Annotated in this window: 9 protein-coding genes and 1 pseudogene; 3 read left to right on the plus strand and 7 right to left on the minus strand. The window is 66.9% G+C overall.

Going from position 1 to position 12,271, the window contains the following annotated elements; genetic code table 11:
- Window positions 1-38 precede the first annotated feature (38 nt).
- The 5 genes from mnmG to Q368_RS0114785 all read right to left on the minus strand — a co-directional run bounded on the left by mnmG (window position 39) and on the right by Q368_RS0114785 (window position 5,809).
- Window positions 39-1,892 carry a tRNA uridine-5-carboxymethylaminomethyl(34) synthesis enzyme MnmG gene (gene mnmG / locus Q368_RS0114765; RefSeq protein WP_029459825.1) on the minus strand — a complete coding sequence of 618 codons (1,854 nt, stop codon included), beginning with the start codon at window positions 1,890-1,892 and terminating at the stop codon, window positions 39-41.
- 107 nt (window positions 1,893-1,999) lie between these two features.
- Window positions 2,000-2,656, minus strand: a complete 657-nt coding sequence (locus tag Q368_RS0114770; RefSeq protein WP_245611362.1) for a class I SAM-dependent methyltransferase — start codon at window positions 2,654-2,656, stop codon at window positions 2,000-2,002.
- A 112-nt stretch (window positions 2,657-2,768) separates the two neighbouring features.
- The gene (locus tag Q368_RS0114775; RefSeq protein ID WP_029459827.1) at window positions 2,769-3,998 is read right to left on the minus strand and encodes a M20 family metallo-hydrolase; all 1,230 of its coding nucleotides are present in this window, start codon (window positions 3,996-3,998) and stop codon (window positions 2,769-2,771) included.
- A 155-nt stretch (window positions 3,999-4,153) separates the two neighbouring features.
- Window positions 4,154-4,396, minus strand: a complete 243-nt coding sequence (locus Q368_RS0114780) for a PxxKW family cysteine-rich protein (protein ID WP_029459828.1) — start codon at window positions 4,394-4,396, stop codon at window positions 4,154-4,156.
- A gap of 84 nt (window positions 4,397-4,480) precedes the next feature.
- Window positions 4,481-5,809, minus strand: a complete 1,329-nt coding sequence (locus Q368_RS0114785) for an amidohydrolase (RefSeq protein ID WP_029459829.1) — start codon at window positions 5,807-5,809, stop codon at window positions 4,481-4,483.
- 128 nt (window positions 5,810-5,937) lie between these two features.
- Here Q368_RS0114785 and Q368_RS0114790 point away from each other — a divergent pair, with 128 nt between their 5' ends.
- Both Q368_RS0114790 and mtnP read left to right on the plus strand, forming a co-directional pair.
- Window positions 5,938-6,453 carry an adenine phosphoribosyltransferase gene (locus Q368_RS0114790; protein WP_029459830.1) on the plus strand — a complete coding sequence of 172 codons (516 nt, stop codon included), beginning with the start codon at window positions 5,938-5,940 and terminating at the stop codon, window positions 6,451-6,453.
- Between the two features lie 61 nt (window positions 6,454-6,514).
- A complete protein-coding gene (gene mtnP / locus Q368_RS0114795; protein ID WP_029459831.1) occupies window positions 6,515-7,258 on the plus strand; it encodes an S-methyl-5'-thioadenosine phosphorylase in 744 nt (247 codons plus the stop codon).
- 71 nt (window positions 7,259-7,329) lie between these two features.
- Here the strand turns inward: mtnP and Q368_RS27045 are convergent, their stop codons facing one another.
- Window positions 7,330-8,280: a hypothetical protein gene (locus tag Q368_RS27045; protein ID WP_156955752.1), complete on the minus strand. Its 951-nt coding sequence runs from the start codon at window positions 8,278-8,280 to the stop codon at window positions 7,330-7,332.
- Between the two features lie 399 nt (window positions 8,281-8,679).
- Window positions 8,680-9,150, minus strand: a pseudogene (locus tag Q368_RS27440) (DUF5343 domain-containing protein); the annotation flags it as partial.
- A gap of 222 nt (window positions 9,151-9,372) precedes the next feature.
- On the opposite strand from Q368_RS27440, the gene Q368_RS0114805 reads away from it, so the two are divergent.
- Window positions 9,373-12,222 (plus strand): FAD-binding and (Fe-S)-binding domain-containing protein, encoded by a 2,850-nt coding sequence (locus Q368_RS0114805; protein WP_029459833.1) that lies wholly within the window; start codon window positions 9,373-9,375, stop codon window positions 12,220-12,222.
- Window positions 12,223-12,271 lie beyond the last annotated feature (49 nt).

The following is a 12,271-nucleotide window of genomic DNA, read 5'->3' on the forward strand; positions in this document are numbered from 1 at the left end:
ACATAAGCGATGATCGTGGCGGGCACAAGGCCCGTCAGTCACACGGCGGTCTTTTTCAGGTGGATTTCCAGGCAGCCCAGGGCCGCCGGGGTCACGCCGGAGATGCGCCCGGCCTGGCCGAGGGTGGCCGGGGCGATGCGCGTGAGTTTTTCCACCACCTCGCGGGACAGGCCGGCCACCGCTTGGTAGTCCATATCCGGCGGCAGGGCCACGGCCTCGAGCCGGCCCATGCGCCCGGCAAGCTCGGCCTGGCGGCGCAGGTAGCCTTCGTATTTGACCCGGGTCTGCGCCTCCTCGGCCGTTTCCGTTGCCACGGCGTCGAGCTCCGGCCAGAAACGGCGCAGGTCGGTGAGCGTGACCTGCGGCCGGCGCAGGAGTTCGTCCAGGCGCACGCTGCGGTCCTGCGGCGCGCCGCCGAGTGTCTCCCAGACGGCCGCGTCGCAGTCGCCCGGCCGGGCGCGGCGCTGCGCCAGCCCTTCGATGACGGCGGCCAGCGCCGCCTCTTTTTCGGAAAAAAGCGCCCATTGCCGGTCGGAAACGAGGCCGAGTCCGCGTCCGAGCGGCGTCAGGCGCGCATCGGCGTTGCCCTCGCGCAAAAGCAGCCGGTGCTCGGCGCGGGAGGTGAACATGCGGTAGGGCTCGCTCGTGCCCTTGGTGACGAGGTCGTCCACGAGCACGGCCATGTAGGCCTGGTCGCGCCGGGGCAGGAAGGGCGGCAGGCCCCTGGCGGCGCAACAGACGTTGCACGCGGCCCAGAGCCCCTGCGCGGCCGCTTCCTCGTAGCCCGAGGTGCCGTTGATCTGCCCGGCCAAGTACAGCCCGGGCAGGGCCTTGGTCTCGAGCGTCGGCAAAAGCTGGACCGGGTCGGCGTAGTCGTATTCGATGGCGTAGCCCGGGCGCACGATTTTGGCCCGTTCGAGCCCCGGGATCGTGGCGATCATGGCCTTTTGCGTCTCGATGGGCAGGCTCGTGGAAATGCCGTTGGGATAGATTTCGGGGTTGTCGAGGCCCTCGGGCTCGAGGAACACGTGATGGCGGTCGCGCTCGGGAAAGCGCGCCACCTTGTCCTCCACCGACGGGCAGTAGCGCGCCCCGGTGCCTTCGATCACGCCCGTGAAAAGCGGCGAGCGGTCGAAACCGGCGCGGATGGCCTCGTGGGTGCGCGCGTTGGTGTAGGTCAGATGGCAGGGCACCTGCGGCAGCACGGGGCCGGGGCCGTGGAAGCTGAAGGGGGGCGGCGGCGTGTCGCCCGGCTGGGGCGTGGTCAGGGAAAAATCGATGCTCTTGGCGAGCAGGCGCGGCGTGGTGCCGGTCTTGAGCCGGCCAAGGACCAGCCCGTGCCGGCGCAGGCTCGCCGAGAGGCCCTCGGCCGCCGGGTCGCCGAGCCGGCCGCCGCGCCGCTTGGTCAGCCCGATGTGGATGAGCCCGGAGAGGAACGTGCCCGTGGTCAAAAGGACGGCGCGGGCGGGGAAGATCTCCCCGGAGCCCGTGGCCACGCCGCTTGCCCGGCCGTTTTCCGCGAGCACCTCCTCCACCGTGTCCTGGCGCACGTCGAGGTTTTCCTGGGCGAAGACGGCGCGCTTCACGACCGCCATGTAGGCGTCGCGATCGATTTGCGCGCGCGTGGCGCGAACGGCCGGGCCCTTGCGGGTGTTGAGCGTGCGGAACTGGATGCCGGCGGCGTCGGCCCAAAGGCCCATCATGCCGCCGAGGGCGTCGATCTCGCGCACCATGTGCCCCTTGGCCAGGCCGCCGATGGCCGGGTTGCAGGACAAATGCCCGATGCGGTCCACGTTTTGCGTGACAAGCAGCGTGGAGAGCCCGAGCCTCGCGGCCGCCATGGCCGCCTCGCACCCCGCATGCCCCGCGCCGACGACGATGAGGTCATACATGAAGAAGATGCCTCCGGCGGCCGGGGGGGATAATCCCCCCCGAACCCCCTTGAAGGGGGGGGGAATGGGAGAAAATGGGGTGCATGAAGAGTATGGGGAGAAAAAGGTTAGAGGATATTGGGGCGGCGGCCGACGCAGCAGAGCCAGCCGTGGTCGGGTTCCTCGTGGACGGCGACGTCGTCGAAGCCGGCGGCGGTGAAGAGGTCACGGCACTGCGCGGCGGTGAGGTACGTCATGGGAACGAGTTCCAGATATTTCCGGTTGCGGGCGTCGAAGCGCGGCGTGTCGTAGATTTCGGCCAACAGCAGGAACCGGCCGCCCGGGCGCAGCACGCGCAGCACCTCGCGGAAATCCGAGGCGAGGTCAGGCCAGAAATAGTGCGTTTCCACGGCCGTGACGAGGTGGAAGGTCGCGTCGCGAAAGGGCAGGGCGGAAACCGAGCCGCGGCGCACGTCCATGCGTCCCGTGGCGATGACCGCCGCGGTGTGGCGCCGGGACATGGCCACGCTTTTTCCCGAGGCGTCGATGCCGCAGATGCGCCCGCGCGGGGACAGCGCGGCCAGGCGCGCGAGCGTGCGTCCGCCGCCGCAGCCGATGTCGAGCACGTCGGCGTCCGGGGCGACGTCCACATGGGAAAGGCCCCAGGTGGTCATGTCGAAATGGCTGCGGTTCATGCGCCGGCCGATGTATTCGCCGAGGATTCCCCCGGGCCGCCGGCACTGCCCCATCAACAACTTCTTCCACACGCGCTTCAAATACATCATGCCCTTCGTCCACTCATGGCTTGGCCTCATTTCCCCCTTTCGGGGTGGTCCAGGAGGGGCCCTCGGCCCCTCCTGGCCGCCGGAGGCATTCTTCCCTCTTTACTCCCTCTCCTTACTCCCCCACCAACACATGCGCCATGACCTTGGCGTCGCCGATGGTTTTGGCGATGCTCGAGCGTTCGTTGGGCTGGTGGGCGTTGTGTTCGAGGGTGGCCCAGACCACGGCCGGGTAGCCGCGCCGGCGCAGGTAGGCGGCGACCGTGCCGCCGCCGATGCCCATGGGGCGCGGCTTGGCCCCGGGGTAGACGGCGCGGATGCCGGCCATGACCTTTCGCACGATGGGGGTGTCCTCGGGCGTGGTCGGCGCGGCCTGCTCCTGTTGCACCACGGCGTAGTCGATGGTCACGCCGCAGGCGGCTTCGACCTCGCGGCCGAATCCCTGGATCGCCGCGACGACGTCATCCAGGGAGTATTCGGGCAGCACGCGGCAATCGACGTAGAAGACGTCGCGGCCGGGAATGGTGTTGATGTTGTCCACGTTGGCTTCCTTCTTCGTCGGCTCGAAGGTGGAGTTGGCCGGCTGGAAGAGGGGATTTTTCGCCGGGAAGCGTTCGTGGAGCTTGGGGATTTTCAGTACGAACAGCGAGGCGGCGGCCAGGGAGTTGACGCCGGCCTCGGGTGTGGAGGCGTGGCATTGGCGGCCGTTGACGGTGATTTTGTACCAGAGCATGCTTTTTTCGGCCACTTCCACCATTTCGCTCGTGGGCAGGCCGAAATCGGGCACGAGGAACAGGTCGTCCTTGGAGAAAAGCCCGTCGTGGTGCGCGGCCACGTAGTCCAGGCCGTATTTGCTGCCGGTTTCCTCGTCGGCGACGAAGAGCATGCCGTAATTGATGGGCGGCGTGACGCCTTCCTCGAGCAGGGCCTTGCCGAGGAGGATGGAGCTGACCACGGCCTGCTGGTTGTCCTCCACGCCCCGGCCGTAGACGAGGTCGCCGTCGACGACGAGCGCGTACGGGTCGGAGCGCCACAGGGCGGGATCGCCCGGGGGCACGATGTCGAGGTGGGAGATGATCCAGAAGGTGCGGGACGTGTCCGCGCCGGGGATGACCACGGCGAGATTTGGCCTGTGACCGCAGGGCACGCGGGGATCGGGGGCGTTTATTTCGCGGGCTTCGGGAAAGCCCATGCCGGCGAGCAGGGTTTTGAGGCGATCGGCTTTTTCCCGTTCGCCGGGGCCGCCGTTGTCCGGTCCCAGGGCGGGAATGGCGGTCAGTTCGCGTTGCAGGTCGATGACCATATCGCGTTTACGGTCGAGGCAGGCAAGCAGGGCGTCTCGCATAGGGGCTCCGGTCAGGGGTTGCGGAAGCGGGTTGGCGTTTGGCGGACCTTCCCCTCATAGCGCCTGGAGCGGACGATGGCAAACCGTCCGCACGCAACGCAAAAAGCCGGGAGGCGCGAACCTCCCGGCGTGCATGCGGGGAAAAGGGGATCGACCTAGCGGCCGCGGGCGGCGCGCTTGGAGGCCTTCAACGGGTTGATGTTGACCTTGCCGCCCTTGTCGACTTCGAGCTTGACGTGGGTGGCGAAGTTGCAGACCTTCTGCGCCCATTTGCGTTCGGGCAGGGGGTAGCTTTTGCAGTATTTGGCTCCGTCCTGCTCCATGATGCGCTCGCAGCCCACGCATTTCTCCACGATGGGATGGCATTCGACGCCATTGACGGTGATGACCTGGGACATGGGATAACCTCCGGGCCGCGCGCATGGGGCGCGGGAATGATTGCAGCGGAAAGCCAGCCTTTATTATAGAGTCGGGCGGGCTTGTCAAGAGGCGCGGCCGGTGATCCCCGCGCTGGCCTCGCGGAAGGCGGCCAGCAGGCCGGGATAGTCGAGGCCCGGGAACGCGCCGTCGCGGTAGAGCACCTTGCCCGCGACCATGGTGCAGCGGACCTCGCCGCCGCTTGCCGCGTAGACGCAGTCCGAAACGGGGTCGAGGCCCGGAGCGAGCTGCGGCCGGGTCATGTCCAGGGCGCACAAGTCCGCCGGGCCGCCCACGGCAAGGCGGCCGAGCTCCGGCCAGGAAAGGGCGTTCGCGCCGTCGCGGGTGGCTATGTCCAGGGCGGCCTGCGCCTCGAGTCGCGTCGGGTCGCCCGAGGCGACCTTTTGCAGCAACGCGGCCGTGGTCATCTCCGAAAAGACGTTGAGCGCGTTGTTGCTCGCCGCGCCGTCCGTGCCGAGCGCCACGGTGACGCCGGCGCGCGAAAGCGCGGCCACGGGCGCGATGCCGCTGCCGAGCTTCATGTTGCTCCTCGGGCAGTGGGAGACGGCGGTCCCGGTTTGCGCCAGGCGCGCGATGTCCGCCGCGTCCAGGGCCACGCCGTGGGCGAGCAGGGTTTTCGGCCCGAGCAGTCCCAGGTCGTGGAGGTAGGGGATGACGCGCGCGCCGTTGGCCTTGACGCAGTCGTCGTTTTCCTTGGCCGTCTCGCAGGCGTGGGTGGAAAGGAGCACGCCCTTGTCCCTGGCGAAGGCCGCGCAACGCGAAAGCGTTTTGGCCGAGCAGGTGTAGACGGCGTGGGGGAAGATGGCCGGGCGCAGCCGGTCGTGGCCGGCCAGCCGCGCGACCAGGGCCTCGGAAGAGGCGAACGCCGCGTCCACGGTCTTGAACCCGGCGTTTGCGATCTCGAACACCCCCTGGCACAACACCGCGCGCATGCCCGAGGCCTCGGCGGCGTCGGCCACGGCGTCCACGAACAGGTAGGCGTCCAGGAAGCAGGTCGTGCCCGAGGCGAGCATCTCGGCGCAGGCGAGCCGCGTGCCCAGGCGCACGGCCTCGGCCGAGAGCTTCGCCTCCGCCGGCCAGATGTGCTCGGACAGCCAGACCGACAGGGGCGCGTCGTCGCACAGGCCGCGAAACAGGGTCATGGCCGCATGGGTGTGGGTGTTGACGAGCCCCGGCAGCACGAGGCAGCCGGAGAGGTCCAGGGTTTCGGCCGGGGCGAAGCGCTCCCGGAGCTCCTTGGCCGGACCCAGGGCGGCGATGTGGCCGTCCGTCACGGCGATGGCGGCATCCCGCAGGATGCGCCGCGTGTCGTCCTGGGTGACGAGAACGCCGGCCGCAACCAGCGTGTCGCAGGGAAGGGGTGGCTTTTCCATGGCCCGTTACCTAACGCACCCTGCCGCTGCGGCCAAGCCCTGCATCTTCCGGCAGTCCCGGCTTGACCCAACTGGGCAAAATCCCTATCCGAGGGCGTTACCAGTCCGCACTTTGCAAGGAGACGGCCATGGATTTGCGCAAACTCATTCGCGACATCCCGGATTATCCCAAGCAGGGCATCCTTTTTTTCGACATTACGCCGCTTCTCGGCGACCCGGAAGGGTTCCGTCAGGCCGTGGACCTTCTGGCCGAGCGGTTCGCCGACGCGCAAGCGACCAAGATCGTGGCCGCAGAAGCGCGCGGCTTCATCTTCGGCGCGGCGCTGGCCTACAAGATGGGCATCGGGTTCGTGCCCGTGCGCAAGCCCGGCAAGCTGCCCTACAAGACCCGCAGCGTCTCGTACGACCTGGAATACGGTTCGGATACGCTGTGCATGCACGAAGACGCGCTGCTGAGGGGCGAGAAGGTGCTGGTCATCGACGACCTGCTCGCAACCGGCGGCACGCTCTCCGGCGTGGTCAAGCTGATCGAGGACTTCGGCGCCGAGATCGCCGGCATCGGGGTGGTCATCGAGTTGTCCTTTTTAAACGGCAGGGAGCAGTTCAAGTCCTACGGCTGCGAGAGCATCCTGCAGATCGCCTGATGCGGCTTCGGTGTTTTTGGACCGCATGTTCCCGGCGAAAGGCCGGAATAACGGGAGCGCTATGAAAATCGGCATCATCGGCGGCAGCGGCCTGGACGACCCCAACATCCTCGACGCGCCCTCCGACATCGAGATCGACACGCCCTACGGGCCGCCCAATTCGACGTTGCGGCAGGGCAGGATCGGCGGCAAGGACGTGGTCCTGCTCGCCCGCCACGGCCGGTCCCACACGGCCACGCCCACCCATGTCAACTACCGGGCCAACATCCACGCCCTGCGCAAGGTCGGCTGCGCGGCCATCCTCTCGACCACGGCCGTGGGGTCGCTGCGCCAGGAGATCGGCCGGGGCGACCTCGTCATCCTCGACCAGTTCATCGATTTCACCAAAAGGCGGCACCTGACCTTCCACGAGCGCTTCGAGCCGCACAATCCGGCGCATACGCCCATGGCCGACCCGTTCTCCGAGCCGCTGCGCCAGTTGCTCATCGACGCCTGCCGCAAGCACGGCTACCGGCACCACGATACGGGCACGGTGGTGACCATCGAAGGCCCGCGCTTTTCCACCCGGGCCGAATCCAACATGTTCCGCGCCTGGGGCGCGGACGTCATCAACATGAGCGTGGCCACGGAGTGCGCCCTGGCCGTGGAGGCCGGAGTGCCCTACGCGGCCGTGGCCATGAGCACGGACTACGACTGCTGGAAAACGGACGAACCGCCGGTCAACTGGGAGGAGATCGTCACGATCTTCAAGGAAAACGCCGAGAAGGTGACGAACGTGCTGATCGAGGTCATCAAGACGATGTAGGGCGGGCTTTGCGCTCGCTTGCCGACGAAAAAGGCGTCCCCCGGCCGGGGGACGCCTTTTTTGCGTCCGGGCTATTCGCCCGGCGTGAACATGTGCCGTTTGAGACTGGTGAAAATGGCGTCGTAGACGGCCGCGTCCGTGCTTTCGGGCAGCACGATCTGGATGGGGCAGCGCATGCTCTTGGCCGCGCCCTCGCCCGTGCCGTGGCATGCGGCCGGGGCGTCGTGGGCCTCGTCCTTTGCGGCGGCCGCGGCATCGTTGCCCGGGGGCGTTTCCTTGAGGGGCAGCGCATCGAGGTCGAAGACGAGGGAGGGCGGAATGCCCGTTCGCTCCAACTGCCGCTGGGCAGTGGCGTCGGCCAGGGCGACGTCTGGGGCGGGAGGCGGCGTCGCCGCGTCGGCCGGCTGTGGTGCGTCGGCCGGGGTGGCATCCTCCATGGCGGCCAGCGTCGTCGCCATGAGTGGGTTGTCCGTCTCCCCGCCGGGTTCGGGCGTTTCGAGGCGCAACGCCTCAGGGGCTTGAGGCTCGAAAACGGGCGTCAGGGATTGGCTCATGGGGGCAGGCCTGCCGGCGTCGGCCGGAGCGGGCGCTTCGGGCTGCACCGTCACCAGGGGAGTATCCCGTTCCAGGACCGGAAGCTCGGGTTCGGGCGCGGCCTGGGTGGCGACGGGTTCGGGCATGGCGGGAGGCGTATCGGCCGCATCGCCGTCGGCCTCCGTCTCCAGGATGAGCGGCATGGGCTCGGGAGCGGCCGCGGGGGGGGCAGCGACGCTGGCGTCCGGTTCCAATTCCAGGACGAGGGGCACCGGTGCGGCGGCATCGGAAAAAGCAGGTGCGGCGTACGTCACATCGTCGCCGCCCTGGGGCGCGGTCGCGGCGGCGGGAGCGGGCGTTGCGGTGTCGGCTTCCGATTCCAGCTTCAGGACCAGCGGTTCGGGCGTCGCCGCAGGCGGCGGGGCGGCCTGCGTGGTGGAGGGCGTTTCCCGGCCGGGAGCGGGCGCATGGGGCGGCGATGGCGGCATTGCCGCTTCCCCGACCGCTGCCGGTTCCGGGAGCAGGTCCGCGGGAACGGGCGTATCCGGGGCGGACGCTGCGGGGGGCGCAGCCGGTTTCGTGGCGACGGCGACGGGTGGCGCGGGAGCGGGTTCGGACGCGGGGGCTGCTTCCGTCGTGACCTCGAATTCCGGGCCGAGCAGAAGCGGTTCGGACTCGCTCGCCGCTGTCGCGTCCGGCTGCTGCGGCGGAGCCGTTTCTTGCGCTGCCGCAGTTTCGGACGGCGGGGGCGTTTGCGCTGGAGAGTATGTGCGCTGCTGCGCATTTTTTGTGGCGTTGCGCGTCTGTTGCACGGCTGTAGCCGTTGCATCCGTGTTGTCGGCGAAGCGGCACAGTGCAAGAAACGTGCTGGCGATGCCGCTGATCATCATGTCTGTTTTCTTGCCGTTATAAAGCTGCTTGAGCGCATCGGCCACTTGCTGCTCCGACAAGTCGGACGCATCGGGATGCAGAGCGAACAGCTTGGAGTAGGCTTCATGGATGCCGTCCAGCAGGATTTCACGCGCATCGACAAGTTTATGGAAATCCATATACCGTTTCGTCGGCATTCCGGAATCACTCAGGAAATGCAGTTCCTTCAGGATGTCTATGAAAGACCGGTCGATGGCGTAGCGGAAGCCGATGCCGGACATGAATCCGACATCGAACCTGTCCGGTATTTCTGCCTGCAATATTGCTTGAAAATAAAGTGGAATGCTTGAAATTTTTAATGAATAAGCATTCGGCAGGGACATCGTTTTATTTTCCGTAGTTGACGCCATGCGAAACGATGGGGGTGGAGATGCTTCGCGGGAAGAAAAGATGTTGAACAACAAGGAACTCATCCCTCCAGAAAACATATGGTGCGGAAAACGATTCTCTAGGCTGACAGAATAAACAGAAAAGCTCCAATTGTCACGGCCCTAAAAGAAATTTTTAATGGAACTTGCTGATTTATTTAATTTAATAGCGTTTTTTTTTAGGTTTGCGCCGCGAGGCGTTGCTTGCGCCCCGGAAAACGTGGCATGATTCCCTAATCCTGTCCTTTCCCGACCCTGCCCGTCGCCCCAAGGAGCGAGCCCATGTCCGATCATTCACCTGTGCACAATCTTCCTCTCGCGCACAAGGCCTTTCATGACCGCATCCTCGGTTTCATTCCCCGGGAGCGCGTCTTCCTCGGCCCCTTTCACGCCCTGGCCCTGGGCGACGACGCCAGCTTCTACCGCCTCGTCCCGAAAATCGTGGTCAAGGTCCGGGACGCCCGCGAGGTGGCCTGGCTCTTGCGCGCGGCCTCGGACACGAAAGTGGCCTTGACCTTTCGCACCGCCGGCACGAGCCTCTCGGGCCAGGCGCTCACCGATTCCGTGCTCGTTTACCTAGCCGGCAATTTCCGGGGCCTGCGCATCCACCCCGGGGCGGGGAGCGTCAGCATCGAACCGGGCGTCATCGGCGCGCACGCCAATGTCGCCCTGGCCCCGCACGGCCGCAAGATCGGCCCGGACCCGGCCTCCATCAGCGCCTGCATGATCGGCGGCATCGCCGCCAACAACTCCTCGGGCATGTGCTGCGGCACCGCGGAAAACAGCTACAAGACCGTGGAATCGGCAAAGCTCGTCTTCATCGACGGCGACAGCCTGGACACCGCCGACCCTGTTTCCCGGGCACGCTTCGCCGTGACCCACGCCGCGCTCCTGGCGGAACTGGCTGCCATCCGCGCGGAAATCCTGGCCGATGCGGCGCTCGCCGAACGCATCCGCCGCAAGTTCAAGATCAAAAACACCACCGGCTACAGCATCAACGCTTTTGTGGATTTCGAGGACCCCTTCGACATCCTGCTCCACCTCATCATCGGTTCCGAGGGCACCCTGGCGTTTATCGCCGAGGTCACCTACCGCACCGTGGTGGAGCATCCCTTCAAGGCTTCCTCGCTCATGATCTACCCCAGCATCGCCGACGCCTGCCGGGCGACCATGGCGCTCAAAAACGGCGGCGTGTCCGCCGTGGAGCTCATGGACAGGGCGTCGCTGCGCAGCGTCGAGGACAAGCCCGGCATGCCCGCCTATCTCAAGGAGTTGGGCGTGGAAGCCGCCGCCATCCTGGTCGAGGTGCGCGGCGCGGACAAGGCCGAGCTGCTGGCCCGCATAGAAGGGGCGCTTTCCCGCGTCGCGGGCATCGAGCCGGTCTTTCCGCTCCTTTTCATGGACAAAAAGGACGATTACGAAAAGCTCTGGAACATCCGGCGCGGGCTTTTCACCTCCGTCGGCGGCGCGCGCAAGCCCGGCAGCGCGGTCATCATCGAAGACGTGGTCTTCCCCATCGAACGCCTGGCCGAGGGCACGGTGGAGTTGCAACATCTCATGGCCCGGCACGGCTTCGCCGAGGGCATCATTTTCGGCCACGCCCTGGAAGGCAACCTGCATTTCGTCTTCTGCCCGGATTTCGCGGATGCGGAGTCCGTGGCCCACTACCGGGACCTCATCGACGAAGTGACGCAGATGGTCGTCGGGCGCTACGACGGGTCGCTCAAGGGCGAGCACGGCACGGGCCGCAACATGGCCCCCTTCGTGGAGATGGAGTGGGGCAGGACCGCCTACGCCCTGATGCGCCGCCTCAAGGCCGCCTTCGACCCGGACAACCTGCTCAATCCCGGCGTCATCCTCACCGACGATCCGCAGGTGCACATGAAAAACTTGAAGTCGCTGCCGCAGGTGAACCCGCTTATCGACCCCTGCATCGAATGCGGCTACTGCGAGTCCGTGTGCCCCTCGCGAAACGTCACCACCACGCCGCGCCAGCGCATCACCCTCCAGCGCCACATGGCCCGGGTCGCGGCCGAGGGCGACAAGGCGGAATACGACGCCTTCCACAAGGACTACGCATACTTCGGCAACCAGACATGCGCCGCAGACGGGCTGTGCGCCACGGTCTGCCCGGTCGGCGTGGACACCGGCGTTTTCACCAAGGACTACCGCCGCCGCGAATCCACGGCGCGCGGCCGTAAAATCGGCTGCCTTGTCGCGGACCACTATGGTTTGGTCACGAGTCTTGCACGGCAGGGGCTGTGGCTCTCCCACGCCGTCCACAGGCTGCTTGGGACGCGCGCCATGACCGCCATGACCCATACGCTGCGCCGGATCTCGGGCGGAGTCGTGCCCTTCTGGACGCCGTACGCCCCCAAGGCCGCGCCCCGCATCCGCCTGCGCGACACCGTCCGGGGCATGGGCCGGCAGGTGGTCTATTTTCCGAGCTGCACCACGCGTTCCATGGGCCCCGCTGCCCTGGACCCGGACCAGCGCGGCCTTTTCGAGGCCACCATGTCCGTTCTGGCCAAGGCCGGCTTCGACGTCATCTTCCCCGAAGGCATGAAGGAGCTGTGCTGCGGCCTGACGCTCGAATCCAAGGGCATGCACGACGACGCCGCGCGCAAGTCCGCCGAACTGGAAGCGGCGCTGCGCAAGGTCAGCGGCAACGGGGCCATCCCCATCCTCTGCGACGCCAGCCCCTGCCTCTATACCATGCGCTGCAAGATGGAGCCGGGGCTTACGCTCCACGAGCCCGTGGAATTCATCCACGACTATTGCCTGGAGCATCTGGATGTGACGCCCCTGGCCGAAACGGTTGCGCTGCACGTGTCGTGTTCCTCGGTCAAGATGGGGCTTTCCGCCAAGTTCGAGGTCCTGGCGCGCGCCTGCGCCCGCGAGGTGGTCGTGCCGCGCGGCATCCACTGTTGCGGCTTCGCCGGCGACCGGGGCTTTTTCTACCCGGAACTCAATGCCGCCGCCCTGGCCGACCTGCGGCCGCAGCTCCCGGCCTCGACCACCTCCGGCTACTGCAACAGCCGCACCTGCGAGATCGGCCTGTCCTACCACGCCGGCGTGCCCTACCAGTCCATCGTCTACCTGGTGGACCGCGCCAGTTGCGGCAAGGCGTAGGGAGGCAGGAGGGGCAGGAGGGGAAGAAGCCTCCGGCGGCCAGGAGGGG

The sequence above is a fragment of the Solidesulfovibrio alcoholivorans DSM 5433 genome (assembly GCF_000702665.1).
Lineage (GTDB): Bacteria > Desulfobacterota > Desulfovibrionia > Desulfovibrionales > Desulfovibrionaceae > Solidesulfovibrio > Solidesulfovibrio alcoholivorans.